This window comes from Bifidobacterium aerophilum (genome assembly GCF_010667685.1).
Taxonomy (GTDB): Bacteria; Actinomycetota; Actinomycetes; order Actinomycetales; family Bifidobacteriaceae; genus Bifidobacterium; species Bifidobacterium aerophilum.
Genome location: NZ_WHZW01000019.1, coordinates 17,701 through 44,080 on the forward strand (window position 1 = coordinate 17,701; position 26,380 = coordinate 44,080).

28 protein-coding genes and 3 tRNA genes are annotated in these 26,380 nt (G+C 63.5%); 7 read left to right on the top strand and 24 right to left on the bottom strand.

Annotation, left to right across the window (positions count from 1 at the left end):
- The 17 genes from rplF to rpsJ all read right to left on the bottom strand — a co-directional run bounded on the left by rplF (position 1) and on the right by rpsJ (position 7,853).
- Positions 1-540, bottom strand: a complete 540-nt coding sequence (gene rplF, locus GFD25_RS09170; RefSeq protein ID WP_163232110.1) for a 50S ribosomal protein L6 — start codon at positions 538-540, stop codon at positions 1-3.
- Positions 541-557: 17 nt separating this feature from the next.
- Entirely contained in the window at positions 558-956 is a 399-nt protein-coding gene (rpsH, locus tag GFD25_RS09175) for a 30S ribosomal protein S8 (protein ID WP_163232112.1), read from the bottom strand.
- A 96-nt stretch (positions 957-1,052) separates the two neighbouring features.
- Entirely contained in the window at positions 1,053-1,238 is a 186-nt protein-coding gene (locus GFD25_RS09180) for a type Z 30S ribosomal protein S14 (protein WP_003808046.1), read from the bottom strand.
- Between the two features lies 1 nt (position 1,239).
- Positions 1,240-1,812, bottom strand: a complete 573-nt coding sequence (gene rplE, locus GFD25_RS09185; protein WP_163232115.1) for a 50S ribosomal protein L5 — start codon at positions 1,810-1,812, stop codon at positions 1,240-1,242.
- On the bottom strand, positions 1,809-2,144 hold the full coding sequence (gene rplX, locus GFD25_RS09190) for a 50S ribosomal protein L24 (protein WP_152357686.1): 336 nt from the start codon (positions 2,142-2,144) through the stop codon (positions 1,809-1,811). The genes rplE and rplX overlap by 4 nt, the downstream gene beginning before the upstream one ends.
- Before the next feature lies 1 nt (position 2,145).
- Positions 2,146-2,514 carry a 50S ribosomal protein L14 gene (rplN, locus tag GFD25_RS09195; RefSeq protein ID WP_152357685.1) on the bottom strand — a complete coding sequence of 123 codons (369 nt, stop codon included), beginning with the start codon at positions 2,512-2,514 and terminating at the stop codon, positions 2,146-2,148.
- A 91-nt stretch (positions 2,515-2,605) separates the two neighbouring features.
- Entirely contained in the window at positions 2,606-2,866 is a 261-nt protein-coding gene (gene rpsQ / locus GFD25_RS09200) for a 30S ribosomal protein S17 (protein WP_033493921.1), read from the bottom strand.
- Entirely contained in the window at positions 2,866-3,123 is a 258-nt protein-coding gene (gene rpmC, locus GFD25_RS09205) for a 50S ribosomal protein L29 (protein WP_163232116.1), read from the bottom strand. The genes rpsQ and rpmC overlap by 1 nt, the downstream gene beginning before the upstream one ends.
- Positions 3,123-3,542: a 50S ribosomal protein L16 gene (rplP, locus tag GFD25_RS09210; RefSeq protein ID WP_094730272.1), complete on the bottom strand. Its 420-nt coding sequence runs from the start codon at positions 3,540-3,542 to the stop codon at positions 3,123-3,125. The genes rpmC and rplP overlap by 1 nt, the downstream gene beginning before the upstream one ends.
- A 4-nt stretch (positions 3,543-3,546) precedes the next feature.
- Positions 3,547-4,356 (bottom strand): 30S ribosomal protein S3, encoded by an 810-nt coding sequence (gene rpsC, locus GFD25_RS09215; protein ID WP_163232118.1) that lies wholly within the window; start codon positions 4,354-4,356, stop codon positions 3,547-3,549.
- A gap of 2 nt (positions 4,357-4,358) precedes the next feature.
- Complete coding sequence (rplV, locus tag GFD25_RS09220) at positions 4,359-4,718, bottom strand: 50S ribosomal protein L22 (RefSeq protein ID WP_163232120.1); 360 nt, start codon at positions 4,716-4,718, stop codon at positions 4,359-4,361.
- A gap of 17 nt (positions 4,719-4,735) precedes the next feature.
- Complete coding sequence (rpsS, locus tag GFD25_RS09225; RefSeq protein WP_015450968.1) at positions 4,736-5,014, bottom strand: 30S ribosomal protein S19; 279 nt, start codon at positions 5,012-5,014, stop codon at positions 4,736-4,738.
- 15 nt (positions 5,015-5,029) lie between these two features.
- Positions 5,030-5,860 carry a 50S ribosomal protein L2 gene (gene rplB / locus GFD25_RS09230; RefSeq protein ID WP_163232122.1) on the bottom strand — a complete coding sequence of 277 codons (831 nt, stop codon included), beginning with the start codon at positions 5,858-5,860 and terminating at the stop codon, positions 5,030-5,032.
- 36 nt (positions 5,861-5,896) lie between these two features.
- On the bottom strand, positions 5,897-6,193 hold the full coding sequence (gene rplW / locus GFD25_RS09235; protein ID WP_163232124.1) for a 50S ribosomal protein L23: 297 nt from the start codon (positions 6,191-6,193) through the stop codon (positions 5,897-5,899).
- Between the two features lie 6 nt (positions 6,194-6,199).
- Positions 6,200-6,865, bottom strand: a complete 666-nt coding sequence (gene rplD / locus GFD25_RS09240) for a 50S ribosomal protein L4 (protein WP_163232126.1) — start codon at positions 6,863-6,865, stop codon at positions 6,200-6,202.
- Positions 6,866-6,879: 14 nt separating this feature from the next.
- Positions 6,880-7,527, bottom strand: a complete 648-nt coding sequence (gene rplC, locus GFD25_RS09245) for a 50S ribosomal protein L3 (protein ID WP_163232128.1) — start codon at positions 7,525-7,527, stop codon at positions 6,880-6,882.
- Between the two features lie 17 nt (positions 7,528-7,544).
- Positions 7,545-7,853: a 30S ribosomal protein S10 gene (gene rpsJ / locus GFD25_RS09250; RefSeq protein WP_003808013.1), complete on the bottom strand. Its 309-nt coding sequence runs from the start codon at positions 7,851-7,853 to the stop codon at positions 7,545-7,547.
- A 752-nt stretch (positions 7,854-8,605) separates the two neighbouring features.
- On the opposite strand from rpsJ, the gene GFD25_RS09255 reads away from it, so the two are divergent.
- The 3 genes from GFD25_RS09255 (at position 8,606) to budA (ending at position 11,505) form a co-directional block, all read left to right on the top strand.
- The gene (locus tag GFD25_RS09255) at positions 8,606-9,325 is read left to right on the top strand and encodes a hypothetical protein (RefSeq protein WP_163232130.1); all 720 of its coding nucleotides are present in this window, start codon (positions 8,606-8,608) and stop codon (positions 9,323-9,325) included.
- A 473-nt stretch (positions 9,326-9,798) separates the two neighbouring features.
- The gene (locus tag GFD25_RS09260; protein WP_163232132.1) at positions 9,799-10,623 is read left to right on the top strand and encodes a YwiC-like family protein; all 825 of its coding nucleotides are present in this window, start codon (positions 9,799-9,801) and stop codon (positions 10,621-10,623) included.
- A 120-nt stretch (positions 10,624-10,743) separates the two neighbouring features.
- Positions 10,744-11,505: an acetolactate decarboxylase gene (budA, locus tag GFD25_RS09265; RefSeq protein ID WP_163232134.1), complete on the top strand. Its 762-nt coding sequence runs from the start codon at positions 10,744-10,746 to the stop codon at positions 11,503-11,505.
- Positions 11,506-11,698: 193 nt separating this feature from the next.
- Here the strand turns inward: budA and adhE are convergent, their stop codons facing one another.
- The gene (adhE, locus tag GFD25_RS09270; protein WP_163232136.1) at positions 11,699-14,431 is read right to left on the bottom strand and encodes a bifunctional acetaldehyde-CoA/alcohol dehydrogenase; all 2,733 of its coding nucleotides are present in this window, start codon (positions 14,429-14,431) and stop codon (positions 11,699-11,701) included.
- 410 nt (positions 14,432-14,841) lie between these two features.
- Between adhE and GFD25_RS09275 the strand changes: the two genes are divergently transcribed.
- Positions 14,842-15,981, top strand: a complete 1,140-nt coding sequence (locus GFD25_RS09275; RefSeq protein ID WP_163232138.1) for an ROK family transcriptional regulator — start codon at positions 14,842-14,844, stop codon at positions 15,979-15,981.
- A 153-nt stretch (positions 15,982-16,134) separates the two neighbouring features.
- Complete coding sequence (gene glgX / locus GFD25_RS09280; RefSeq protein WP_163232140.1) at positions 16,135-18,834, top strand: glycogen debranching protein GlgX; 2,700 nt, start codon at positions 16,135-16,137, stop codon at positions 18,832-18,834.
- Positions 18,835-19,186: 352 nt separating this feature from the next.
- On the opposite strand, the gene metG is transcribed toward glgX, so the two are convergent.
- Entirely contained in the window at positions 19,187-21,049 is a 1,863-nt protein-coding gene (metG, locus tag GFD25_RS09285; RefSeq protein ID WP_163232142.1) for a methionine--tRNA ligase, read from the bottom strand.
- Positions 21,050-21,211: 162 nt separating this feature from the next.
- Here metG and GFD25_RS09290 point away from each other — a divergent pair, with 162 nt between their 5' ends.
- Together GFD25_RS09290 and GFD25_RS12295 are read left to right on the top strand one after the other, a co-directional pair.
- Positions 21,212-21,982, top strand: a complete 771-nt coding sequence (locus GFD25_RS09290; RefSeq protein WP_163232144.1) for a hypothetical protein — start codon at positions 21,212-21,214, stop codon at positions 21,980-21,982.
- A complete protein-coding gene (locus GFD25_RS12295; RefSeq protein WP_239512518.1) occupies positions 21,979-22,395 on the top strand; it encodes a variant leucine-rich repeat-containing protein in 417 nt (138 codons plus the stop codon). Before GFD25_RS09290 ends, GFD25_RS12295 begins: the two co-directional genes overlap by 4 nt.
- A 9-nt stretch (positions 22,396-22,404) precedes the next feature.
- On the opposite strand, the gene rsmI is transcribed toward GFD25_RS12295, so the two are convergent.
- The 5 genes from rsmI to gltX form a co-directional block, all read right to left on the bottom strand.
- A complete protein-coding gene (rsmI, locus tag GFD25_RS09300) occupies positions 22,405-23,367 on the bottom strand; it encodes a 16S rRNA (cytidine(1402)-2'-O)-methyltransferase (RefSeq protein ID WP_239512523.1) in 963 nt (320 codons plus the stop codon).
- 371 nt (positions 23,368-23,738) lie between these two features.
- Positions 23,739-23,813 (bottom strand) — tRNA-Gln (locus GFD25_RS09305).
- 38 nt (positions 23,814-23,851) lie between these two features.
- A tRNA-Glu gene (locus GFD25_RS09310) sits at positions 23,852-23,924 on the bottom strand.
- A gap of 380 nt (positions 23,925-24,304) precedes the next feature.
- Positions 24,305-24,377: transfer RNA gene (locus GFD25_RS09315), tRNA-Glu, on the bottom strand.
- A 222-nt stretch (positions 24,378-24,599) separates the two neighbouring features.
- Complete coding sequence (gene gltX, locus GFD25_RS09320; RefSeq protein WP_163232148.1) at positions 24,600-26,150, bottom strand: glutamate--tRNA ligase; 1,551 nt, start codon at positions 26,148-26,150, stop codon at positions 24,600-24,602.
- Positions 26,151-26,380: the final 230 nt, after the last annotated feature.

Sequence of the window (26,380 nt, forward strand, 5' to 3'; positions counted from 1 at the left end):
TCACTTACCAGCCTTTCCAGCCTTGCGCAGGATACGCTCGTCAGCGTACTTGATGCCCTTGCCCTTGTAGGGTTCCGGAGCACGCAGCTTGCGGATGTTCGCGGCAGCCTGGCCGACGGCCTGCTTGTCGGTGCCCTTGACGATCACCGTGTTGGCGTTCGGCACTTCGAACTCGATGCCTTCGGCCGGGTCGACGGTGATGGTGTGGGAGTAACCGAGCGCAAACTCGATGCTCTTGCCCTTGAGGGTGGCGCGGTAACCGGTGCCAACGATCTGCAGGGTCTTGGCGTAGCCTTCGTGCACGCCCTTGACCATGCTGGCGACGATGGCGCGAGCCAGACCGTGCTTGGCACGGGTCGGACGCAGGTCATCAGCCGGGGTGAGGACGATCTCGTTGCCCTCGACCGCAGCGGTGATGCCTTCGGGAATGACGTAGGAGTCGGAACCCTTCGCACCCTTGGCGGAGAAGTTCTGACCGTCGATAGTGACTTCCACGCCGGCCGGGATGGCGACGGGGAGCTTACCAATATGCGATGCCATGATCTAGCTCTCCTTTCTCACCACACGTAGGCGACGATCTCGCCGCCGATGCCCCGGTCGAGGCATTCCTTCTGGGTCATCAGTCCCGAGCTGGTCGAGATGATGGCGATACCGAGACCACCGAGCGGCATCGGCAGCGCGTCGGACTTCGCGTAGCGACGCAGGCCCGGCTTGGAGATGCGCTTGATGCCCTGGATGGAACGCTCGCCGTTCGGGCCGTACTTGAGGGTGACCTCAAGAGTCTGGCCAACCTTGGCTTCCTTGGCGGTGAAGTCCTTGATGTAGCCTTCACGCTTCAGGATCTCGGCGATGTTCGCCTTGAACTTGGAGTACGGCATGTCCACGGTCTCGTGCTTCGCCGCGCTCGCATTACGCAGACGCGTAAGCATGTCTGCGATAGGATCTGTCATTGTCATTTGGGCTTGTTGCCCTTTCTCGCTATGGTTTCCGCCGCCCTCACGCCCGGCCATGAGGCTTCAGGCGATCGGGCCGCGGACCTTCAGCGTCGATGTTTACCAACTGGACTTCGTAACGCCGGGCAGCTCGCCGCGGTGAGCCTTCTCACGAAGGCAGATGCGGCACAGGCCGAACTTGCGGTAGACGGAGTGGGGACGACCACAAACCTGGCAGCGCGTGTAAGCGCGAACCTTGAACTTCGGCTTGGCGGCCGCCTTGTTCTTCAGAGCGGTTTTTGCCATATCAGTTCTCCTTGAAGGGGAAGCCGAGGTGCTTGAGGAGCACGGAAGCTTCCTTGTCGTCCTTGGTGGAGGTCACCACGGTGATGTCCATACCGCGCTGGTGATCGATCGAATCCGGATCGATCTCGTGGAACATGGACTGCTCGGTGAGACCAAAGTTGTAGTTGCCCTGGCCGTCGAACTGCTTGCCGTTGATGCCGCGGAAATCGCGGATACGCGGCAGCGCAAGGGTCAGCAGACGATCCAGGAACTCCCACATGCGGTCGCCACGCAGGGTGACGTACGCGCCGATGGCCTGGCCCTCACGCAGGTGGAACTGCGCGACGGACTTCTTGGCCTTGGTGATCTTCGGCTTCTGGCCGGTGATCAGGGTGAGGTCCTTGACGGCGCCTTCGATGAGCTTGGAGTCGCGAGCAGCGGCACCGACGCCCATGGAGACAACGACCTTCTGGATGCGGGCCACCTGCATCGGGTTGGAGTAGTTGAACTCCTTCTCGAGCTCGGGGATGATGACCTCGTTGTACTTCTGCTTCAGGCGCGGGGTCGCCGGCGCCTCAACGGTCGTATCGGTCATGCCAGCTCCTTTCCGGACTTCTTGGCCACGCGCACGCGCACGGTCTTCACCTTGCCGTCACGAGCCTCTTCCTTCACCACAACGCCCACGCGGGTCGGCTGCTTGGTCTCCGGGTCGATCAGCATCACGTTGGAGCGATGGATCGGCGCCTCGACGGAGACGATGCCGGCCTGCTGGCCCTGCTGCGTGGCGCGGACGTGCTTCTTGACGATCTGCACGCCCTCGACGATCAGACGATCGTCGGCCAGCACACGGGTGACCTTGCCTTCCTTGCCCTTATCCTTGCCGCGGATGACCTTGACCAGGTCGCCGCTCTTGATCTTGGCTACCATGTCAGATCACCTCCGGAGCGAGGGACACGATACGCATGAAGCGCTTGTCGCGCAGCTCACGGGCGATCGGTCCGAAGATACGAGTGCCCTTCGGTTCACGGCCGGAGCCGAGAATAACGGCGGCGTTCTCGTCGAACTTGATGTAGGAGCCGTCGACACGACGGTGCTCCTTGACGGTGCGGACGACGACGGCCTTGACCACGTCGCCCTTCTTGACCGACCCGCCAGGGATCGCGTCCTTGACGGAGGCGACGATCACGTCGCCCAGGTCGGCATAGCGTCGCTTCGATCCGCCGAGCACTCGGATGCAGAGGAGTTCCTTCGCACCCGTGTTGTCGGCGACATGAAGCCGCGTTTCCTGCTGAATCATTGATTCTCCTTAGCCGAGCTGGTTCTCCCCAAGCACCCCGCCCACCTGTACGAGCATGGGCGGGGTGACTCGCGGAGCCTTGCCGAACTTGTTACTTAGCGCGCTCGATGATGGATTCGAGACGCCAACGCTTGGTCTTGCTCAGGGGCCGAGTCTCCATAATACTCACGAGGTCGCCAACGTGCGCGTCGTTGTGTTCATCATGGGCCTTGACCTTCTTGGTGGAACGAACGACCTTGCCGTACAGCGGGTGGGTCGAACGCTGCTCGAGCTCGACGGTGATCGTCTTGTCCATCGCTTCGGACACGACGTAACCGCGACGAACCTTGCGGAAGTTACGCTCTTCAGCCATTAGTTCTCCTCAGCTTTCGTTTCGGATGCCTCGGGCGCCTGGCTGATGCCGAGCTCACGCTCGCGCAGGACGGTGTACATCCTGGCGATGTCGTGCTTGACCGCCTTGAGGCGGGCAGTGTTGTCGAGCTGACCAGTCGCGTGCTGGAAGCGCAGGTTGAACAGCTCTTCCTTGGACTTCTTGAGGAAACCTTCGATCTCCTCGTTGGTCTTCTCGTTCAGATTCTTGATTGCATATTCAGCGGTACCGACTGCCATCAGATATCACCACCTTCGCGAGCGATAATGCGGCACTTCATCGGGAGCTTGTCGATGGCGCGGCGCAGGGCCTCGCGAGCGACATCCTCGGAAACGCCACCGATCTCGAACATCACACGGCCCGGACGCACGTTGGCGATCCAGAACTCCGGCGTGCCCTTACCGGAACCCATTCGGGTGCCGAGCGGCTTCTTGGTCAGCGGGCGATCCGGGAAGATCGTGATCCACACACGGCCACCACGCTTGATGTAACGGGTCATGGCGATACGTGCGGCCTCGATCTGACGGTTGGTCACGTAGGCCGGCGCGAGCGCCTGAATGCCGAAATCGCCGAACGCGATCTCGTTGCCGCCCTTGGACATGCCAGAGCGGACCGGACGATGCTGCTTGCGGTACTTAGTCCTCTTCGGGATAAGCATCAGTTCACTCCTTCGTTTCCGTTGCGGCAGGAGCCTCAGCGGCGGCGGCCTCGGCCTTCGGGGCCTCGGTGGCCTGCTGGGCAGCGTTGCGGTTGCCGCGACGCGGGCGGCGATCGCCGCCACGACGGCCCGGACGGCTGTTCTGCTGCGCCTGCTGCTGCTCTTCGAACTCACGCTCGGTCATGTCGCCCTTGTAGATCCACACCTTGACGCCGATGCGGCCGTAGGTGGTCTTGGCCTCGAAGAAGCCGTAATCGATCAGGGCGCGCAGGGTCTGCAGCGGAACGCGACCCTCGCGGTAGAACTCCGAGCGGCTCATTTCCGCACCGCCGAGGCGGCCGGAGAGCTTGATGCGGATACCCTTGGCGCCGGCGCGCATCGCGTCCTGCTGGGCCTTGCGCATCGCGCGACGGAAGGTCACGCGGTTGGTCAGCTGTTCGGCGATGCCCTGAGCGACGAGCTGGGCGTCCAGAGCGGCGTTCTTGACCTCGAAGATGTTGAGCTGGACCTGCTTGCCGGTGAGCTTCTCGAGCTTGGCGCGAACCTTCTCGGCTTCGGCGCCACGGCGGCCGATCACGATGCCCGGACGGGCGGTGTGGATGTCCACACGCACGCGGTCGCGGGTGCGCTCGATGACGATGCGGGACACGCCCGCACGCTCGAGGTCCTTGTTCATCTCCTTGCGGATCTTGTCATCCTCGAGGACGAAGTCGCTGTAGCGCTCGCCAGGCTTGTTGGAATCGGAGAACCACTTGGAACGATGGTTTTCAGTGATGCCCAGACGATAGCCAAAGGGATTGATCTTCTGACCCATCTTTAGCGGGCTCCTTCCTTGGTAGCGACAACGACCGTGATGTGGGCGGTGCGCTTGTTGATGCGAGCGGCACGGCCCTGGGCGCGGGCGCGGAAACGCTTGAGCGTCACACCTTCGTCCACATAGGTCTCCTTGATGACCAGATCGTTCTCGCGGAACGGCTCACCGGCCTTGTCGGCCTTGACGCGAGCGTTGGCGATGGCGCTCTCGAGGACCTTGCGAACCGGCAGGGACGCGTCCTGAGGAGCGAACTTGAGGATGGTGACGGCTTCGGTCGCCTGCTTGCCGCGGATGAGGTCGACCATGCGGCGAGCCTTGCGCGGCGTCACGCGGACGTGACGAGCGATTGCTTTAGCTTCCATGTTCTTTTCCTTATCCTTTAGCGGCGGGCCTTCTTGTCGTCCTTCACATGACCCTTGAAGGTCTTGGTCGGGGCGAACTCACCGAGCTTGTGACCGACCATGGCCTCGGTGACGAACACCGGGACGTGCTTGCGGCCATCGTGAACAGCGAACGTGTGTCCGATGAAATCAGGGGTGATCATCGAACGACGGGACCACGTCTTGATGACGTTGTGGGTGCCCTTCTCGTTCTGCTCGTCGACTTTCTTCTGCAGGTGGGCGTCGACGAAGGGGCCCTTCTTGATGCTACGAGTCATCTACTCGACACTCCCTTACTTGCGGTTCTTACCATTCGGACGACGACGAACAATCATCTTGTTCGAAGCCTTCTTCGGACGACGAGTACGAACCTCGCCCTTGCCCCACGGCGAAACCGGCGGCTTGCCACCGCGGGTACGACCACCGTGCGGGTGATCGACCGGGTTCATGGACTCACCACGGGTCCACGGACGCTTGCCGATCCAGCGGGCGCGACCGGCCTTACCGAGCTGGATGTTGGCGTGGTCGGAGTTGCCGACCTCACCGACGGTCGCACGGCAGCGGGCGTCGACGTTGCGGATTTCGCCGGACGGCATACGCAGCTGGGCGTAGGCGCCATCCTTGGCGACGAGCTGGACGGCGGCACCGGCGGAACGGGCGATCTTCGCCCCGCCAAGCGGCTTGAGCTCGATCGCGTGGACCACGGTACCGGTCGGGATGTTCTTGAGCGGCAGGTTGTTGCCCGGCTTGATGTCGGCCTTCTCGCCGGTCTCGATCACGTCGCCCTGCTTGACGCCTTCCGGAGCGATGATGTAACGCTTCTCACCATCGGCGTAGTGCAACAGTGCGATACGAGCGGAACGGTTCGGGTCGTACTCGATGTGAGCGACGGTAGCCGGCACGCCGTCCTTGTCCCAGCGACGGAAGTCGATGAGACGGTAGGCGCGCTTGTGGCCGCCACCGCGATGACGGGAGGTCATACGACCGTAGGAGTTACGACCGCCGGTCTTGGTCAGCTTGCGAACCAGCGACTTCTCGGGCGTGGAGCGCGTAAGGTCGGAGAAATCCGAGACAGACGCGTTGCGGCGGCCAGCAGTCGTCGGCTTATAAACGCGGATAGCCATAATATAGTTCTTCCTTTAACTTTTCTCGGCTAGCCTTCAGTTGCCGAAGATGTCGATCGTCTGGCCCTCGGCGACGGTCACGATCGCACGCTTCTGGGAAACGCGCTGGCCGAAGCCGTAACGGGAGCGCTTGCGCTTGCCGTCGCGGTTGAGGGTGTTGACGTTCGTCACCTTCACCTTGAAGATCTCTTCGATAGCCTGCTTGATCTGCACCTTGTTCGCGTTCGGGGCCACCACGAAGGTGTACTGGCCACGATCGGAGAGCGCGTAGCTCTTCTCGGAGACGACAGGCTTGAGGATGACGTCGTGTGCGGGCTTGTGGATTGCGACCATTTAAGATCAGTCCTCCTTCGCGGCCGGCTCGGTCTTACCCGCGAGGAAAGCGTCAAGGCCTTCCTGGGTGAAGACGACATACTGAGCCGTGACCACATCGTACGTGTTGAGCTGATCGGCGAAGATCGGGTGGACGGTCGGGATGTTGCGGACCGACAGCCACTCGTTGATGTTCTCGCGGGACAGCACCACGGTGGTGAACTTGTTCTCGGTGATCGGGGACAGCGCGGCGACGGCGGCCTTGGTGGACGGGGTATCGGTGATACCGAAGTTCACCACGGCGACGCGGCCGGCGTTCGCACGATCGGACAGGACGTAGCGCAGGGCCGCGGCCTTCATCTTCTTGGGGGTGCGCTGCGAGTAGTCGCGCGGCTGCGGACCGAACACGGTGCCGCCGTGGTACCACTGCGGGGCGCGGATGGAGCCCTGACGAGCACGACCGGTGCCCTTCTGCTTCCACGGCTTCTTGCCGCCGCCGGAGACCATGCCACGAGTCTTGGTGGCGTGGGTGCCGGCGCGGGCAGCAGCGAGCTGAGCCACAACGACCTGGTGGATCAGCGGGACGCGGGAGGCGACCTCTTCGGCGGTGTGGCCGAAGATCTCAGCCGGGACCTCGACGGTGCCGGTGGTAGCGCCCTGGGCGTCAGACACGTTCAGAGTAACGTTTGCCATGATTCAGACTCCCCTTACTTCACTGCCGTGCGGACGAGAACGATGCCGCCCTTCGGGCCCGGGATCGCGCCCTTGATGGCGAGAATGCTGTTCTCGGCATCCGCGGACATGACGGTCAAGCCCTGAGCGGTCGCGGTCACATGACCCATGCGGCCGGCCATACGCTTGCCCTTGAGAATACGGCTCGGGGTAGCGCATGCGCCGACAGAGCCGGGGCGACGCTCGTTCTTGTGAGAGCCGTGAGAACGACGGTAGGACTTGAAGCCCCAGCGCTTGATGGTGCCGGCGAAGCCCTTGCCCTTGGTGGTGCCGGTGACGTCGACCTCGGAGCCCTCCGGGAAGAACTCGATGCTGAGCTCCTGGCCCGGCTCGTACTCGGCGGCGTCCTCGGTGCGCACCTCGACGAGGTGGCGACGCGGGGTCACACCGGCCTTGGCGAAGTGGCCGGCGAGCGGCTTGGTCACCTTGGTGGGATCGATCTGGCCATAGCCGATCTGGACGGCCTTGTAGCCGTCGGTTTCCTCGGACTTGACGGCGGTCACCACGTTGGTGGACACGTCAACGAGGGTGACGGGGACGAAGAAACCGTTCTCGTCCCAGACCTGAGTCATGCCGAGCTTCTTGCCCAGCAGAGCCTTGTGGCTACCTCTCTGCGAAGTCATAGTGGTCCCCTCCTCCCTTACAGCTTGATCTCGATGTTGACATCCGCGGGCAGATCAATGTGCATCAGGGAGTCCACGGCCTTCGGGGTCGGGTCCACGATGTCGATGAGGCGCTTATGAGTGCGCATCTCGAAGTGCTCGCGAGAATCCTTGTACTTGTGAGGAGAACGAATAACAACAAAGACGTTCTTCTCGGTCGGGAGCGGAACCGGGCCAACCACAGTTGCGCCCGCGTTCGTCACCGTTTCGACGATCTTCTTCGCCGATTGGTCGATGACCTCGTGGTCATAGGACTTAAGCCTGATGCGGATTTTCTGTCCCGCCATTGCCGTCCGCCCTTTCTAGCGATTCGTGTACTGTTTACCAGCCTGCTTCTAGGGCACCGGAGACCTGGCCGCACCAAGACACACCCCTTAGGGTGAGACTTGTGGCCAAACCACATCAGTGCGCGGCATGCGTCGCTCCACTTTCGTGAAGTCCCGCTCCGCGCTCGCTTTTTTGATTCCAATTTGCGAGCCCAAATCAGGCAACTTGTTTATTAAAGCACTAGGCATGGCCTTATGGAGTTCGGGCGTGTCGCGTTGCGACACGCCCTCACCCTGTCATATTCCCTCGGGCTTCCCTATCGGTCGCCCTCGGCGTCGCCTACGAAGAGTCCACCGGACTCTTCGCTTCACGGCGCCGTGGGCGAGTCGCCCGGATACTGCCCATATTCCCTCATCCTCCCGGCCGGTCGTCTCCGACGGCGAGCGTTGTGGATAACCCACGAAGCGTTCGACCACATACATCGAAACATGCGCGTTTCCCGTCGGGGATCCGCTACGGTTCGATCATGAGAACGAATACCGTACTGAACAAGCGCTGCGAGGAACTCGACCGCCTCCGGCTATGCGCGTGGGGCCGTACCGAAGCCGAACGGCGGACTCTGCTGCGGCATGCGGCATCCGGCGACATGCTACGGGTGGCACGTTCCTGCTATGCCCGTGCCTCATCATGGAACACGCTGGATCCGGTGGAACGGTACCGCCGCATCATACGGACAATGGCCGTCCTGCATCCGGACTGGGTGTTCGGGGACATGACGGCCGCGACCATGCACGGCATCAACGACTCGAGACGGCACCTCGACGATATCCACCTCATGACCGATCGGCGGCGCCATTCCCACGATCATGCCCGACTCCGCTATCATCTGCTGCCGGACGACGAATTCGATCAATCGCAGGTGGTCGACGGCGTGCGGGTCACACCGCTCGACAGGACGATATTCGACTGCACGCGCCGGCTGGAATTCCCGGATGGACTGTGCGTAGCGGAATCGGCTCTGCGGCAATCCCTGATAAGCCGGGAACACATGACCGACCGGTGCCGTACCTTATCCGGTCGATTCCGGCGGAAAGCGCTGAGGGCGGTGACACTGGCTCCCGGCGGCACCGAAAACGGCGGCGAAGCCTACGCTTATGCCGTGATGGTCGATGAGGGATTCGTACCGCCATCGGTTCAGGAGGAGATCATCAATCCCTTTGATCTCAGCCGGCGCGACCGGGTCGATTTCTCATGGCATACCGAAGATGGCCGGTTCATCGTGGCCGAACTGGACGGCCGCATCAAATACACGGATCCGTCGATGTACAAGGACGGCAGTCTGCCGAAAACGATCATCGAGGAGAAGGAACGCGAGGAACGGATCCGGCTGGTCGCGGACGACATGGTCCGATTCTCCTTCGCCGAGGCCTATCGGCGTCATCCGCTGACAGCCAAGCTCGCCAAGGCCCGAGTCCCACGTTCGGATGATTAATTTCGATGTGGGGAGGATCGGTCATATACGGCCCAATTTCCGCCGGTTCATGATACGGATTTCCCCACTTTCCCGCATTAATCCGTATGTGGGGATGCAGGTGTCATCAGCGGGCTTATCTCGCATGACGTAATGACGGTTATTCCCCACCATTGACGATTATGAACCGATCATGCGCCGGCTGGATTCATCTCATGGTCGTCATGTCCCCACATATGCCGGTTCCCACGATAGAACAATCCATATCAACAAGACTTTGTGGGGAAAATCAGACATCTTCAGCCCTACGGTCAACCGCAATCCCCGACCACCCGGAACACCAGACGAAACACCGCGCGGGGAGATACCGCCCATCCCCGATTCCCGGACTTCCCTACCGGCCGACCTCGGGTCGGCTACCGGGAACCTACCGGCTTCCCGGCCGACCATGTCATGGCTGGCGCGTTGCGGGGCTCTCCCCTATCGTTACGAACATGACCGCATCATCACAACCGCGACGTCCACGGGCCAGTGCACGGCCGACGACGGCCCGCGACTGGGTCCCCGATCAGCCCGGCGCATGGGCGATGGCCCTGCTGCCCGCATTGGCCGGCATGATCGTCGGCGGCACGAATGCGGCCACGATCTGGCCGCTCATCGCATGGGCGCTGTGCTATTGCGTGCAGTTCACCGCGGCGCGATGGATCAAATCGAGGTTCGCGCACCGGTATCTTCCGCCGACCGTTATATATACGGTGTTGCTCGTCGCGGTCGGCTTGCCATTCGTGGTCGTCAATCCGACGATCCTGTGGTGGGCCCCGCCGTACGCCGTACTGGCCGCGCTGTCGTTCGCCGCCGCATGGCTGCGCCGGGAACGATCGCTCTGGGGCAATGCGGTCGCCATCCTTGCCTCCTGCATGATGCCCATGGTCGTCGGCTCGTTCGGCGATCACGCAGCCGGCGCCGAGTATCCGGCTCTCGCCAATGGCGGCTTGCCGGCGGCCATCACGTTCCTGCTCGCCCAGTTCGGTTCGGTGCTGTTCGTGAAGACCATGATCCGCGAGCGAGGCAATACCGGATATCTTCTGGCGTCGTGGATGTGGCATGGCGCGTTGCTGACGGCGTCGTTCGCGGTCTGGGGCGTGACCGGATTCGGGCGGCTGTTCGCGGCTCCGACGGCGGTTGGCGTCTGGCTGCTGGCCCGCGCGGTCGCAATGCCGCTGATCGCCCGCCGTCGCACGATCAGGCCGATCGCCGTGGGATTGGTGGAGATGGCGTCGAGCCTGGCGGTGTTCATCACCGTGATCACGACTTTCTGACCGGGAATCCCGGAAGGTTCCCAGTCATCCGTCGTCGTGGCCATATATGTGACGCGGGTCACGAACGCAGCACGAGACGAAGATGAATCCGAAGGGATCACGCCCTTTATCGTGGATTCCGTGACGACATCACGCGGCTCCCAGATCAGACCCATCACGGCACATCACGCCAACCAGCTGTATCAGCATGGCACACTTGCCTTGCTCGTCCCCGGACTGCTCGAAGGCACGACGACCATAGGAGAGCTGTTGACGCACGGCGATACCGGCATCGGCACGGGTGAGGGACTCGACGGCGAGCTCATCATCCTCGACGGCGTGGCGTACAAGGTCGGCAGCAGCGGCGTGGCTGAGCGGGTGCCGGACGACTTCACGATGCCGTTCGCGAACGTGCATCACGCCGCGTTCCAATATCAGTGCGCGCGCTCGGACATCGGCCTCGAGGAGCTGAACCGTCGCATCGTCGAGGCGAACGGCCGCGCGAACACGTTCTTTTCGGTGATCGTGCGCGGCACGTTCAGTTTCATGAAGACCCGCGCGGTGATCAAGCAGCAGGCCCCGTATCCGACGCTGGTGGAGGTGGCCGACCGGCAGGCCATGTTCCTGCGGCATGACGTGAAAGGCACGATGCTCGGCTATTTTTCGCCGTTGATGTTCCATGGCGCGGCGGTGGCCGGGTTCCACGAGCATTTTCTGTCGGACGACCGCACGTTCGGCGGGCATGTGCTGGATGCGGTGCTCGATCATGGCGAGATCTACAGCCAGGTGTTCGATACGCTCGTACAGCATCTGCCGGTGGACGACCCGCAGTACCGCGCCCATGATTTCAGCAACGATCCGATCGCCGAGGCGATCACCAGCGCGGAAGGCGATACGAAGTAACAACGCACGGGATGGAATTGACCCGATTACATCCGTCGCGTGAATCCGGCAACAAGCCTCACGCGATCGCGTTCGGAGCATGCATACGGCAAATGAGAGGCGTGTGTGCAGCACCATACAGCAATAAGGGAGTTCACCCGAGGATGGGTGAACTCCCTTATTTCAAGGCTTGATCAGCGGACCAATCCACCGGTCAGACGCGCTCGGAGGCTTCCTCCGTGGCGGCCACGCCCTCGCGCTCGACGCGGATGCGATGGCCTTCGGCCTGCGGCACGCCGTAGTACGCGGCGATGGCGATGTCCTTCATGTCCTCGATCTGCGGGATGCGCGGGTTCGCGGGGGCGCACTGGTCCTCGTAGGCGCGCATGCCGATCTGATCGAGCACGCTCCAGAAGTAGTCCTCGTCGACGCCGCAATCCTTGAAGCTCTTGTTCATGCCGAGCTTGTTGTCGCGGTAGTCCTCGACGGCCTTCGCCAGGTTCTCGACGGCTTCGGCCGGGGTCTTGCCCGGGTCGATGCCGAGGTTGATGGCGATGTCGCGGTAACGCTCGTCGGCGATGTACTTGTTGTACTTCGGCCACGAGGTCGGCTCCTCCGGCACCTGGCCGTTGTAGCGGATCACGTACGGCAGGAGGATGGAGTTGGTACGGCCGTGGGCGACGTGGCACAGCGCGCCGATGGTGTGCGCCATGCCGTGGCACATGCCGAGGAACGCGGAGCCGAACGCCATGCCGGCCATGGTGGCGGCGTTATGCATCTTCTCCTGCGCCTTGGTCTTCTCCAGACCCGGCTCGCCGTTGACGGACTCGGCCAGGTTGTCCCAGATGAGCTTGGCCGCGTGCAGCGCCATGCCGTCGGTGAAATCGTTCGCGTAGACGGACACATACGCCTCGAACGAGTGGGTCAGGGCGTCGAATCCGGCGTCGGAGGCGAGCTTGCGCGGCTGGGTGCGGGCGAGCACCGGATCGACGATCGCGACGGACGGGGTCAGCGCGTAGTCGGTGATCGGGTACTTGTAGCCGGTCTTGTGATCGGTGATCACGGCGAACGGCGTGACTTCGGAGCCGGTGCCGGACGAGGTCGGGATGCACACGAGCTTCGCCTTCTTGCCCAGCGGCGGGATCTTGAAGGCGCGCTTGCGGATATCGAAGAACTTCTCGCGCACGTCGGAGAAGGAGATTTCCGGGTGCTCGTACAGCAGCCACATGATCTTGGCGGCATCCATCGGGGAGCCGCCGCCGACCGCGATGATCGTGTCCGGCTCGAACTCCTCGCGCATCATCTCGGCGCCCTTCTCGACGGTCTCGACGGACGGCTCCGGCTCGACGTAGTCGATGATGCGGAAGGTGACGCGGTTGGAACGGGCGCGCAGCTGGTCGATGACCTTGTCGATGATGCCGAGCTGTTCCATGACCTTGTCGCACACGATGACGGCCTTCTCGATGCCGTACATGTCGCGAAGGTACTTGATCGCGTTCGGCTCGAAGTAGGTCTTGGCCGGGATCTTGAACCACTGCATGTTGTTGTTCCTCCGAGCGATGCGCTTGATGTTGAGCAGGTTCACGGCCTGCACGTTGCCGGACACCGAGTTGCCGCCGTAGGAGCCGCAGCCGAGGGTGAGCGACGGGGCGATGGCGTTGTAGATGTCGCCGACGCCGCCGAGCGAGCTCGGGGAGTTCCAGATGATGCGGCAGGCGTGCATCCGCAGGCCGTATTCGCGCACGAGCGCCTCGTTGTTGGTGTGGATGGCGGCGGTGTGGCCGGCGCCGAGCTTGAGCATGGCCTCGCACATCTCGAAGGCCTGCTCCTTGGAGTCGGCCTTGAGGACGGCGTGCACCGGGGCGAGCTTCTCGTGGGTGAGCGGCTCGTTGTCGGAGACCTCGGAGCATTCGGCGGCCAGGATGGTCGCGTCGGCGGGGATCTCGAAGCCGGCGGCCTTGGCGATGTACTGCGGGGACTTGCCCGGCACGACGGAGTTGAGCTTCGGGGTGCCGCCGGAGAACGCGGTGCAGCCGAACATGTACTGCTCGAGCTTGGCCTTCTCCTCGTCGTTGACGAAGTACGCCTTGCGGCGCTTCAGTTCCTTGACCAGCGGATCGTAGATGTCCTTGTGGGCGATGATGGCCTGTTCGGTGGCGCAGATCATGCCGTAGTCGAAGTGCTTGGACAGGATCAGGTCGTTCGCGGCGCGCACGATGTCAACGTCGGAGTCGACGTAGGCCGGGGCGTTGCCGGCGCCGACGCCGAGGGCCGGCTTGCCGGAGGAGTACGCGGCCTTGACCATGCCCGGACCGCCGGTGGCGAGGATGGTGGCGACGCCGTCGTGCTTCATGAGCGCGCCGGTGGCCTCGATGGACGGGTGCTCGATCCACTGGATGCAGTCGACCGGGGCGCCGGCCTCGATGGCCGCGTCACGCACGATGCGCGCCGCCTCGGCGGAGCACTTCTGTGCGAACGGGTGGAAGCCGAAGATGATCGGGCAACGGGTCTTGAGCGCGATGAGCGACTTGAAGATGGTGGTGGAGGTCGGGTTGGTGACCGGGGTGACGCCGGCGACCACGCCGACCGGCTCGGCGATCTCGTCGATGCCCATGACGTCGTCCTCGCGGATCACGCCGACGGTCTTCTGTCCCGCCAGGTAGTTGGTGACGTGCTCGCACGCGAAGATGTTCTTGGTGGCCTTGTCTTCGACGAGACCACGTCCGGTCTCGTCGACGGCCATCTTCGCGAGCACGAGGTGCTTGTTCAGCGCGGCGATCGAAGCCTTGGCGACGATGCGGTCGACCTGCTTCTGGTCGAGCTTCTCGAACTCGGTGAGGGCCTTCAGACCCTTCTTGACCAGCGCGTCGACCTCGGCCTCGGCGGCCGCCTTCTTCTCTTCAGGGGTCGGCTTGGTGGGAGCCTCGGCCTGCTTTGCTTCTGCCATGAATCCTCCTCGACTTGTCCGGAGCAACTTATTCCCGCCACATCAACGGCCGAAAACCGCCGGTCGTACGGCACCTGAATCGGTCGCCGCTTTGTGGCCTACGCCACAATGTACCGAACGAACGTTCGCCTCGCACACGCACAAAAACCGCGGCGTTTCATGTGCTTTTTTGTCTTGTTTTTGTTCGTTATAAGGTCGATTTATGACAAGTTGACAACAAAAATCATGTTTTCGCCGTCTTTTGTTCGCTTTTTCCATCGACATCACAAGCTACCGCACACATCCCCGGAACAACTTTATGAAAATACCTTTACATAAGTCATCAAGTCAGACCAAGTTATACAAAATAGCTTTCATAAAGTATGCTGGTATCCATCGCCAACCCACGCGAAAGGCCAACAATGGAGTCGATGCCAGCGCCCTCAGCCAAAGCGCGCAACCGCGCCATGATCGCACGTCATCTGTATACGCATCGAACGGCCACCACGCAGGAACTCATGCAGTCGCTCGGCCTGAGCGCCCCCACGGTCACGCAGAACCTGCGCGAACTGATAGCCGACGGCACCGTCTCCCCCGGCGGACTGCAACGATCCACCGGAGGACGCAAGGCCCGCGACTTCGTCTTCAATCCGAACCATCATCTCGCGATCGGCGTCGCCTCCACGCCGACCACCGTAACGTTGCGGGCGATCAACCTGTACGGCGACACGGTCGCCGATCTCAACCGCACGCTCCCCTATCGCGATGATGCCGCATACTGGCAACGGGTCGACATCATCGTCAACGAATTCGCCGCGAACGCCGTCACATCGCGCGGCCGGAACGTCGCCGCGCCTGCCGGCGGCAATGCGGCGACGGTACTCGGCATCGGACTGTGTCTGCGTACGCCGGCAGTCGCACCGTTCACCCAGACCACACGCCATCCGTACGTCACGATCCACCATGCGGACGCCTCGGCCACGGCCGAGGCATGGTTCGATCCGACGATCGACGACGCGGTCTGCGTCTACCTGGACCGTCAGCCCAGCGGTTCGCTCATCATCGGCGGACGACTGCATCAGCCGACAATCCGAACGTCCGACGAAGACGACGCAGGCACCATCGTCGCACACCGCAACGGAACGATCGAGCATATGACGCTCGTGCCCGGCGGACGCAAGTGCACGTGCGGCCGTCTCGGCTGCATGAGCGCGTACTGTTCGCCGCAGACGCTGCCTGAGGACTACGAAAGCATCCCGGGCTTCTTCAGCGTGCTCGAACAGGGCGAAACGCATCATCGCGAGCGCATGGACGAGTGGCTCGGCTACGTGGCGCAGGCGATCACGAACGCGCGTTCCGTCGTGACGGGCGACGTGATCGTCGGCGGCGAGGCGGCGCAGTATCTGGACGACGACGATCTCACCGAACTGAAACGGCGCGTGTGCATGAGAACGGAAGACGACGACGGGTCGTTCACGCTGCGCGCAGCCCGCGCCGACGACCGGCTGCATCTGACCGGTGCGGCGTTGCGGTTCACGCAACGGTACCTGCACGATCTCATCGGCCTGTGATCGAGCCGGCACAACCGCATCGAACCGTCGCCCCTCGGCGACCCGCCGAATTGCAGGGGCGTGCGGGACACGATGGCCGATCCAGCCCGCGTTCCCCGCACGCCCCGCGCCCCGCCCCGAACCGCCGTAAGCCGACACGTCTACAATGAGTGTATGAAGAACGCGATACCCCAGCGGTATGCGATACCGCACCGCTATGCGACGAGGCCGGGCCTGTACTTCACCGAGGACGGTGGCGCCGACGCCGTCGTCCGCTCCGAAACCGCCGATCAGGTGTGGCTGTGCGTCTACGAGCCCGTCGACCAGCCGACCAAATTCTTCAACGGCGCGATCCGCATCTTCGAGGATTCCAGCACGCCGTTCATCAACGAGATCCACGAGCACGAGGTGTGCACGCGCATCATCGAATCGATGTACGTGCGCGAGACGCTGTTCCGCATGGAAGGACCGAACTACGGCCTGTGGTACGTGCATCTGCCCAAGGCATGGGACGGCATGCGCTACGCCTACCGCGTCGACGGCGCGTGGGATCCGAAGCATGGCCTGCGGTTCAACCCGTACAAGCTGCTGCTCGACCCGTACGGCAAAGGCATCGACGGGAAGATGGAGCTCGACCCGGCGGCGTTCTCCTACCAGTGCGAGATCGGTCCGGACCGCAAGGTGCGCGGATCCGCGTTCGGCGCGATGAGCACGGTGGACGCGCTCGGCAAGGTGCCGCTGTCGGTGGCGATCGACGACCGCGACGTCACCAAGCATGACGGCGACCCCGTGCACCCGCATGTGCCGTGGAGCAAGACCGTGCTGTACGAGCTGCACGTCAAGGGATTCACGAAGAACGCGCCGTGGCTGCCTCCCGAACTGCGCGGCACGTACGCCGGACTCGCGCATCCGATCACGCTGGCGTATCTGCAGGGGCTCGGCGTCACGTCCATCGAACTGCTGCCGATCCAGGCCAAGCAGGACGAGCTGTTCCTCCAGGAGCACGGACGGCCGAACTACTGGGGCTATTCGACGCTCGGCTACTTCTCCCCCGAACCGTCGTACGCGACCGCGGCGGCACGCGCGAAGGGCGCGGGCGGCGTGCGCGACGAGGTCATCGCCATGGTCAACGCCATGCACGAGGCCGGCTTCGAGGTCATCATGGATGTGGTCTACAACCACACCTGCGAGGGCGGCGTGGAAGGACCGACCGTCTGCTGGCGCGGCCTCGACGCGATCTCGTACTACCGCCGGCAGAAGAACAACGTCGGACGGCTGGAGGACACGACCGGCTGCGGAAACACGTTCGATTTCACGAACACGCACGTCGTGACGTTCGCGGTCGATTCGCTGCGATACTGGGCCAAACGCATCGGCATCGACGGGTTCCGCTTCGACCTGGCCGCATCGCTCGCGCGTCTCGACGGCGACTTCACCAAGCATCACCCGTTCCTGTACGCGCTGCGTTCCGATCTGCTGCTCGGCAATCTCAAGCTCATCATGGAACCGTGGGATCTGGGACCGCAAGGCTGGCGTACCGGCGGTTTCGGCATGCCGTTCAGCGAGTGGAACGACCGGTTCCGCGACACGGTGCGCAGATTCTGGCTGACCGACACGCAGCCCGACTCCGACGGCAGCGTCGGCATGCAGGAGATGGCGACGCGCCTGTGCGGATCCGCCGACCTGTTCGCCACGGACCCGGGCCGCGGATGCGTCGCCTCGATCAACTACGTGGCCTGCCACGACGGCTTCACGCTCACCGATCTGACGCGCTACGTGAGCAAGCACAACGAGGCCAACGGCGAGAACAACATGGATGGTTCGAACATGAACCATTCCGTGAACTTCGGCGTGGAGGGGCCGACCCGCGAACCGGCGATCGAGCGCAACCGCGAACGCGCGGCGATGAACATGCTCGGCACGCTCATGCTGTCGCTCGGCACGCCGATGATGCTCGCCGGCGACGAGTTCCGCAACACGCAGGACGGCAACAACAACGCCTACTCGCAGGACAACGACATCACCTGGCTGAACTGGGACTGGCTGTACCAGACGAAGAAGACGCCGGAGATGCGGCGTCTGGAGACGGTGTCGCGGCTGATCGCCATCCGCAAGTCGCTCGACCTGTACCATCACGAGGAGTTCTTCACCAGGCTCACGCAGCTGGGTCTGTTCAAGCCGTCGAGCCGCGTGCAATGGTATTTGACGGACGGCACGACGCCGATGGAGAAAGACTGGTTCGACACCAGCGTGCGGTCGTTCGCGATGCGGCTGCTGTCGGCCAACGAGGCGGACATCCTCATCGTGATCAACGGCGTGGACCGTGATCAGCGGTTCCGTCTGCCGTCGGACTGCGAATGGCGGTGCGAGTGGAGCTCCAGCGTGGTGTGCGGCGTGCGGCCCGGGCAGGGCCTGTTCACCGAACGGCTCAACCCGCGCGACTACCCCGATACGAACTGGACCGTGTCGGTGGACGAGCAGGATCCGATCCACGAGCTGGTCGAGCTTGTGCAGGCCGAACTGAAACGGCAGGAGAAACTGGATCTGCCGCGTGAGGCGGCGCTCGCCGACGCGACCGACGCGCACAAGACGAGCGTCGGTCCGGCTAGCGCGCCGACGAACGGGCCCGAACACGAGACCGGTTCTCTCGATTCTGCCGAATCAACCGAGCCGGCAGTCCCGACCGACTCGACGTCCGGCATGGCGACCGATGCGGTACCGTCCGAGGTCGGCGACGACACGGCCGACGTGGCGGAGCATACGTCCGACACCGATGACGGTCCGGCCGATGCGCCGACCGCTGACGGACGGTACGACCATGATCTGTGGACGATACCGGCGTTGAGCATCAGCGTGATGCGCCGGATCCAGTGACGGGTACGGCCGTCCAAGATACGAAAAACCGCCCGGAAAAGAAGAAACCCGGCGGTGGGAGCCGCCGGGCGAGAGAGAAGAGAGAAGAAGGGTTCAGTTATGGGGTTCTCACGGAACCTCGCCATCGGCCGTAACCGTTGACATGACCTATATAACCGCCCGTTGCTGTGAGGAACGATGCGTGTTCCTCACAAAACCCTGAGAACCGTGTGACGGGTTTGTGCAATGCGCCGCGCCGATCGCGGCACGCGGCGCCATACAAGGCGCCGGAATCCCGCATGCGCGATGACAACGCCCGTACCGCAGGGTACGGGCGTTGTCATCGATCAGCCGTCGAAGGCCGTCGGGCCGCTTACTTGTTGAGTTCGGCCTTGGCGGCGGCAAGGCGCTTCGCCTCGGCCTCCTTGCGCGCGGCCAGCTCGGCGTCGAAGCGGGCGAGCTCCTCGGCCACGGCCTCCTGCGGGATCTTCGCGAAGATCGGCGTCGGCTTGGCCACCGGAGTACCCGGCACGATCTCCTCGCGCTTCCACGGGTGCACGGTCTCGCCGAGCTTGTAGTCGCCGGTGATGATCGGGTACGTGAAGCCCGGCTTGTCGAGATCCTCGACCTCCTCGATGCGCGGCAGCGGCGAGAAGGTGCCGGTGCCGCCGAGCGCCTCCCACACCTTCTGCGCGGAGTGCGGCAGGAACGGCGCGAGCAGGTGGTTCGCGTCGGACACGGCCTGCGCGGCTACATGCAGCACGGTGCCCAGGCGCGCCGGGTTGTCCTTGATCTTCCACGGCTCGGTGGCGGAGATGTACTTGTTGATGTCGCCGACGATCTTCATGGCCTCGTTGAGCGCGCCCTTCTGGCGATGGTGCTCGATCAGGCCGCCGACGGTCGCGAACGCGGCGTTCGTCTCGTCGAGCAGCGCACGGTCCTCGTCGGTCAGGGACGCTTCGTCGATGGCCGGGATCTCACCGAAGTTCTTGTTGATGAGGTTCGCGACGCGGTTGACCAGATTGCCCCAGCTCGATGCGAGCTCCTCGTTGTTGTGACGCACGAACTCGGCCCAGGTGAAGTCGGAGTCGGAGGATTCCGGGCCGGCCACGGAGATGTAGTAGCGCACCGCGTCCACGGGGTAGCGGGCGAGGATGTCCTTGACGTAGATGACGATGCCGCGCGAGGAGGAGAACTTCTTGCCTTCCATCGTCATGAACTCGGAGGCCACGACCTGCTCGGGCATGTTGAGCGGGCCGTATTCGCCGGTCTCGCCGCCCTTGGAGCCTTGGCCGTTGTAGCCGAGCATCTCGGACGGCCAGATCTGCGAGTGGAACGTGATGTTGTCCTTGCCCATGAAGTAGTAGGCCGGGGACGCCGGGTCGTTCCACCATGCGCGCCACGCCTCCGGGTCGCCCTTGCGGCGGGCCCATTCGATCGACGCCGACAGGTAGCCGATCACCGCGTCGAACCACACGTACAGCTTCTTGTTCGGGTTGTCGATCCAGCCGGCGACCGGAACCGGGATGCCCCAGTCGATGTCGCGCGTGATCGCGCGCGGCTTGACCTCCTTGAACAGGCCGATCGAGAAGTTGATGACGTTGGTGCGCCAGCCGGTACGGGTCTTGAGCCACGCGAGGTTCGCGTCGGCGAGCGCCGGCAGGTCGAGGAAGTAGTGTTCGGTCTCCTCGAAGCGCGGGGTTTCGCCGTTGATTTTGGAGACGGGGTTGATGAGCTCGTCCGGGTCGAGCTCGTTGCCGCAGGCGTCGCACTGGTCGCCGCGCGCGCCCTCGGCGTGGCAGATCGGGCACTCGCCCTCGATGTAGCGGTCGGGCAGGGTGCGGCCGGTGGACGGCGAGATAGCGACCTTCTGCGTGCCCTTGTAGATGTAACCGTTCTTGAGGCACTGCTTGAACAGTTCCTGCACGACGTGCTCATGGTTGCCGGTGGTGGTGCGGGTGAACAGGTCGTAGCTCAGGCCGAGATCGCACAGATCCTTGGCGATCACGCGGTTGTAGCGGTTGGCCAGTTCCTGCGCGGTCACGCCTTCCTTCTCGGCTTCGACGAGGATCGGGGTGCCGTGTTCGTCGGTGCCGGACACCATCAGGACGTCGTTGCCCTTCATGCGCTCGTAGCGCGCGTAGACGTCGGACGGCACACCAAAGCCGGCGACGTGGCCGATATGACGGGGGCCGTTCGCGTACGGCCATGCAACATTCACCAGAATATGACTCATAAGGCCAAATTATCGGGCTCAGCGGGGACAGCGCGGGCTCGGGCGGGAGGTCACGGCCGGCCGTCCACCGCGTTATCCACATTATCGGAAGATGCACGCGAATTATCCACAATCGGATGCGGGCCGGTGGCGCGGCCGGTCGGCGACCGTTAAGGTCAAGGCATGACCATCGAATTACCTACACGAAACGCGACGGACGGCGGCAACGGAACCGACGATACGGCCCGCACCACGTCCGCCATCCTCACCGGACCACGCCCGCCGGGTGGCGACGAAACCGACGCATCACCCTACGATCTGGGCGATCCCGACCTGTCGAACTTCGCCGCCGCACGCAGACGCGGCGCGTCCACCGCCACCGGGCTTGCGAATACCCTGCGCCCGGCCGACAAGCCGCTGCTCAACGACAGGGATCTGCCCGGACCACTCAGTCTCAACTCGCTCGCCGGGTACGGCACGCTGCGGCGGCTCGACAACGTCAGCGGGTACCGTGCGGCGCACGCGGACACGCTGTACGGACGCTCGACGATCCTCACCGGCATGGTGCCGCGCAACGCCACCGTCTGCGCGACGACCGCGGCATGGCTGTGGCTCGGCGGCACGTTCCCCGGCACCGTCGACGTGATCTCGCGCTCGCATTACCGGGCGTCCGTCCATGAACGTTCGATTCGCGTGTTCAACCGCAAAAGTCCACCCGAACATCTCATCCGCGTAGGGGACACGCGCGTGACCACGCCGGTACGCACGGTCTGCGATCTGGCGTTGCTGCCCGAAACGCAGGACGGCAACGAATCGATCGGCCGGATGATCGCCGAATTGATGGCCGAATATCAGGTGACGCCGGCCGACTGCCTCGACATTCTCAACCTCAATCCGTTCTGGCCTCGCGCCTCGACCGCACGCGCCATGTTCGAAGGAATGAACGAGCCATGACCATTGTCCGACGACGCGCACGGCATCGCGGCGGGACGGTCGGCGATGCGGCGAGACGCCTGTTCCGTCTGTCCGGATCCCGGACCATGCGACGGCACGGCAGGTCGCCGTCATGGCGACGACTGGGCGCGCTCGACGCCGCACGGACGGGTCTGCGGACGGGTCATGCACAACCGTCAGGTCAGCCCGCGCAGTCATTGCGTCCGCCGCAGCCGCCGATCAAGCTCACGCCGCTGCTGGCCTGCGATCCCGACACCGATACGGATGTGCTCTGGCATATCGCCCGTCATGCGCCGGAGTTGCGCCGCTGGCTTGTGGCCAATCCGAAGGCCGACGCGGCGTTGCTCGAATATGTGGCGCAGGCCGGCGGACCGGGCGTCAGGGACGCGCTGACCGTACTGCTCGACGGGTGAGCGGCCCGTTCAGGACTTGATCGCCAGTACCGCGGTGTAGATCTGCTTGCGGTTGGGCAGTGATCCGTCCGGCAGCGGATGCTCCTGCGCGACCTGCGCGATCGCATCCTTGATGCGCAGGCCGTCATCGAGGGCACGGTCGATCGCCAGCACGGCCAGTTCCTCGATGCTCAGCGTGGAAGGCGCGGCCGCCGCAGCCTCCTCGTCGGACGCGCCGCCGATCACAAGCACGATCTCGCCGCGCGGCGGCTCGTCGATCACGCCCTGACGGATTTCGGCGATCGTGCCGCGGCGGATCTCCTCGTAATCCTTGGTCAGCTCACGGCACAATGCCATCGGGCGATTCGGACCGAACCCGTCGAGCAGGTCGTCCATCGATTCGGCGATGCGGTGCGGCGTCTCATAGAACACGATCGTGCGACGTTCGGATTGCAGCATGCGCAGATGCTGGACACGCTCGGAGTGCTTGCGCGGCAGGAATCCCTCGTAGCAGAACCGGTCGGTCGGCAGGCCGGACAGCGCGAGTGCGTCCAGTACGGCGGACGGGCCGGGCGCGCAGGTGACCGGCAGGCCGCGTTCGATCGCGCGGCGCACGATCGCCAGTCCCGGATCGTTGATCGTCGGCATGCCGGCGTCGGAAACGACGAGCACGGTCGCACCGGTTTCGACACGGTCAAGCAGGCCGTCGGCCTTGTTGCGCTCGTTGTGATCGTGATACGCGATGACGGTGCCGTTCACATGCACGCCGAGACGGTTCGCCAGATCGTACAGGCGGCGCGTGTCCTCGGCGGCGACGATGTCGGCATCGGCGAGCAGCGCCCGCAGGCGGGCCGACGCGTCGCCGACGTTGCCGATCGGGGTGGCGGCGAGCACGACGGTGCCACGCGGGATCGTGATCACGCTGTCGGACGCTGCGACCGCCGCGGATTCGCGTCCGCCGGCATTCAGCAACGTGTCCGACGCATCCGCCATGTCAGCCGAGCCGTTGCCCGACTCGAATTCATCATCGGGGATGGTTCCGGACTGCCCTTCATTCACATATGTCATGGCTCCCAGTATTCCGCACGCTAGGTACCGCGGGCTCGGCGCAACTATTTCCGGAAATCATCCCACATCTCCGAAATGAGTTGCGCTGGGATACCGTCAGTGCAACTATTTCCGGACACAACCGCTCTTTTCCCGAGATAGTTGCGCCAGGACGACGCCAGTGCAACCATTTTCGGAACAATGGGATGGTTTCCGAGATAGTTGCGCCAGACGGAGGAGTCAAACGAAAGGCCCGAACGCCACATTGGTTCGGTACCCGGGAAAACAAAAAACCCTCGCACGAAGCGAGGGCTCATTGGCTGGGATGCCTGGACTCGAACCAAGAATGGCTGAACCAGAATCAGCTGTGTTGCCAATTACACCACATCCCAATTTGGCTGGCGTACCAACTCCGAAGAGCTAGTCGTCGTACCCCCAACCGGATTTGAACCGGTGTTGGCGCCGTGAGAGGGCGTAGTCCTAGACCGCTAGACGATGGGGGCATATTCAGTTTTTCAACCGGTTGTGCAGCGAACCGCGCAACGAGTGATTAATATACGCGGATCCCATGCATTGCGCAACTTACGGCGTGTCGCGTTATTTTCCAATGGTTTTATGGATTCCTGTTGGATTGCGCAGCGGAAGAAAGCGCGGCCTCGCATATCCCATGATGCCGGCATGGCCGTATGCATCACACGATCATCGTCACAAACGGCCTTCGGGTTTGACGCTCCCCCACCCGGCTTTGCCGGGAGCCCCTCAGCCGAGGGGACCAAGAATTTCCGGGACGCGAACGCGCCGACCGACTCGGGAATCCCCGACCGAGGGGGCCAAGTTCGCCAAACGACAAAGGCCCCGGGCGAACCCGAGGCCTTGCGATCCGTACCCCCAACCGGATTTGAACCGGTGTTGGCGCCGTGAGAGGGCGTAGTCCTAGACCGCTAGACGATGGGGGCTTAAGTTGTGCGCTACGTAGCGAACCACGCAACGAACGACCAATATACGGGAATGGTTCACCGACGTCAAGCACGGCGTGTCACATTGTGATTCATCGGTTGACAGAACACGATTCACCGACTCTCGCCATGCATAGGACAGCTGACGGACGTAACCAAAAAGGCGCCCGTTCCACGGAACGGACGCCCATGCACTCACGCGACGAGAGAATGATCAGCCGATCACAGGTGCTCGCGCAGGCCCTTGAGACGGGCCAAGGAGATATCCTTGCCGACGATCTCCATCGACTCGAACAGCGGCGGGGAGACGCGGCGGCCGGACATGGCCACGCGCACCGGACCGAACGCCAGGCGCGGCTTGTAGCCGCCGTCCTCCACGAGCGCCTTGTTCAGCGTCTCGTGCAAGTTGTCGGTCTTCCAATCGGCCTCGGACACGCCTTCGAGCGCCGCGATCGCCAGATCGAGCACGGCCGCGGAGGAATCCTTGAGCTGCTTCTTCGCGTCATCCGCCGGCTCGATGTAGCCCTCGGTCGACAGCAGCGAGCCGACCATGCCGGCGACCTCGCCGAGCAGACGCACGCGCGGCTGCACGAGCGGCGCGGCGGCGGTCAGGATCGCGCGCTCGCGGTCGGTCAGCTCATCCCAGGACGCGGCGGACACCACGCCGTCACGGTGCAGGTACGGCACGGAACGACGCAGGAAATCATCGGCGGAGAGCATGCGGATGTGCTCGGCGTTGATCGAGATGGCCTTGTCGAGATCGAAGCGGGCCGGGTTGGCCTTGACGTCGCGCACGTCGAACTTCTCAATCATCTCCTCCATCGAGAACACGTCGCGGTCCGGCGCGATCGACCAGCCGAGCAGCGCGAGGTAGTTGAGCAGACCCTCGCGGATGAAGCCGGCGTCGCGGTGGTTGAACAGGTTGGACTCCGGGTCGCGCTTGGAAAGCTTCTTGTTGCCCTGGCCCATCACGTACGGCATGTGGCCGAACAGCGGGGTGGTCTTGGCGATGCCGAGCTCCTCGAGGTAACGGTAGAGCACGATCTGACGCGGGGTGGAGCTCAGAAGGTCCTCGCCGCGCAGCACGACGTTGATGTCCATCATCGCGTCGTCGACCGGGTTGGTGAGCGTGTACAGCGGATCGCCGTTCGGGCGCACGATCACGTAGTCCGGCACGGAACCGGCCTTGAACTCGATGGTGCCGCGGATCAGGTCGTCGAACGCGATGTCCTCGTCGGGCATGCGCAGGCGCAGCGCGGGCTTGCGGCCCTCGGCGCGGAACGCGGCCTTCTGCTCTTCGGTCAGGTTGCGGTCGTAGCCGTCGTAGCCAAACTCCTTCGGACGACCGGCGGCGATGTTGCGCGCCTCGATCTCCTCGGGCGTGGAGAAGGACTCGTACGCGTAGCCGGCCTCAAGCAGCTTGGCGGCCACGTCCTTGTAGATGTCGCCGCGCTCGGACTGGCGGTACGGGCCGTGGGGGCCGCCGACGTCGATGCCCTCGTCCCAGTCGATGCCGAGCCAGCGCAGGGCTTCGAGGATCTGGTTGTAGCTTTCCTCGGAATCGCGGGCGGCGTCGGTGTCCTCGATGCGGAAGATCAGCTTGCCGCCGGTGGCGCGGGCCTCGGCCCAGTTGAACAGGGCGGTGCGGACCATGCCGACGTGCGGGGTGCCGGTCGGCGACGGGCAGAAGCGCACGCGCACGTCCTTCGGCAGGGCGGGCTTGCCGTCCTTCGTGTTTTCGGTGGTTGCGGAATTGGTTTCAGCTTCAGTCATAATCCCTTATTCTGCCGCGCAAGCGGGACGTGGACCGCACCGGGACGAGGGCCGCACCTTCGCGGCGACCTTCCGTTACGACGTGGGGCATACCTCCCCGATCGGGAAGTCATGCCCCACGTCTCGCCGCACGTCTGCGTACGTCGTTCGATCAGGCGGACAGACCGGCGAACAGTGCGGTCCAATCCTGCGATTCGTCATCGCGGGTATCGCGTTCGAGCTGGTTCATT

Bases quoted from the DNA above. Each gene is read 5' to 3' on its own strand.
- rsmI (WP_239512523.1), bottom strand. From the start codon at position 23,367: ATGGCGGATGCGTCGGACACGTTGCTGAATGCCGGCGGACGCGAATCC.
- rplD (WP_163232126.1), bottom strand. From the start codon at position 6,865: ATGGCAAACGTTACTCTGAACGTGTCTGACGCCCAGGGCGCTACCACC.
- GFD25_RS09290 (WP_163232144.1), top strand. From the start codon at position 21,212: ATGACCATCGAATTACCTACACGAAACGCGACGGACGGCGGCAACGGA.
- glgX (WP_163232140.1), top strand. From the start codon at position 16,135: ATGAAGAACGCGATACCCCAGCGGTATGCGATACCGCACCGCTATGCG.
- rplB (WP_163232122.1), bottom strand. From the start codon at position 5,860: ATGGCTATCCGCGTTTATAAGCCGACGACTGCTGGCCGCCGCAACGCG.
- rplN (WP_152357685.1), bottom strand. From the start codon at position 2,514: ATGATTCAGCAGGAAACGCGGCTTCATGTCGCCGACAACACGGGTGCG.
- metG (WP_163232142.1), bottom strand. From the start codon at position 21,049: ATGAGTCATATTCTGGTGAATGTTGCATGGCCGTACGCGAACGGCCCC.
- GFD25_RS09255 (WP_163232130.1), top strand. From the start codon at position 8,606: ATGACGGCCGCGACCATGCACGGCATCAACGACTCGAGACGGCACCTC.
- rplW (WP_163232124.1), bottom strand. From the start codon at position 6,193: ATGGTCGCAATCCACAAGCCCGCACACGACGTCATCCTCAAGCCTGTC.
- rplF (WP_163232110.1), bottom strand. From the start codon at position 540: ATGGCATCGCATATTGGTAAGCTCCCCGTCGCCATCCCGGCCGGCGTG.
- rpsQ (WP_033493921.1), bottom strand. From the start codon at position 2,866: ATGGCTGAAGAGCGTAACTTCCGCAAGGTTCGTCGCGGTTACGTCGTG.
- rplP (WP_094730272.1), bottom strand. From the start codon at position 3,542: ATGCTTATCCCGAAGAGGACTAAGTACCGCAAGCAGCATCGTCCGGTC.
- adhE (WP_163232136.1), bottom strand. From the start codon at position 14,431: ATGGCAGAAGCAAAGCAGGCCGAGGCTCCCACCAAGCCGACCCCTGAA.
- rpsH (WP_163232112.1), bottom strand. From the start codon at position 956: ATGACAATGACAGATCCTATCGCAGACATGCTTACGCGTCTGCGTAAT.
- rpsC (WP_163232118.1), bottom strand. From the start codon at position 4,356: ATGGGTCAGAAGATCAATCCCTTTGGCTATCGTCTGGGCATCACTGAA.
- rpsS (WP_015450968.1), bottom strand. From the start codon at position 5,014: ATGACTCGTAGCATCAAGAAGGGCCCCTTCGTCGACGCCCACCTGCAG.
- rplX (WP_152357686.1), bottom strand. From the start codon at position 2,144: ATGGTAGCCAAGATCAAGAGCGGCGACCTGGTCAAGGTCATCCGCGGC.
- rpmC (WP_163232116.1), bottom strand. From the start codon at position 3,123: ATGGCAGTCGGTACCGCTGAATATGCAATCAAGAATCTGAACGAGAAG.
- gltX (WP_163232148.1), bottom strand. From the start codon at position 26,150: ATGACTGAAGCTGAAACCAATTCCGCAACCACCGAAAACACGAAGGAC.
- GFD25_RS09180 (WP_003808046.1), bottom strand. From the start codon at position 1,238: ATGGCAAAAACCGCTCTGAAGAACAAGGCGGCCGCCAAGCCGAAGTTC.
- rpsJ (WP_003808013.1), bottom strand. From the start codon at position 7,853: ATGGCGGGACAGAAAATCCGCATCAGGCTTAAGTCCTATGACCACGAG.
- rplV (WP_163232120.1), bottom strand. From the start codon at position 4,718: ATGGAAGCTAAAGCAATCGCTCGTCACGTCCGCGTGACGCCGCGCAAG.
- GFD25_RS09260 (WP_163232132.1), top strand. From the start codon at position 9,799: ATGACCGCATCATCACAACCGCGACGTCCACGGGCCAGTGCACGGCCG.
- rplC (WP_163232128.1), bottom strand. From the start codon at position 7,527: ATGACTTCGCAGAGAGGTAGCCACAAGGCTCTGCTGGGCAAGAAGCTC.
- rplE (WP_163232115.1), bottom strand. From the start codon at position 1,812: ATGACCGATACGACCGTTGAGGCGCCGGCGACCCCGCGCCTGAAGCAG.
- GFD25_RS12295 (WP_239512518.1), top strand. From the start codon at position 21,979: ATGACCATTGTCCGACGACGCGCACGGCATCGCGGCGGGACGGTCGGC.
- GFD25_RS09275 (WP_163232138.1), top strand. From the start codon at position 14,842: ATGCCAGCGCCCTCAGCCAAAGCGCGCAACCGCGCCATGATCGCACGT.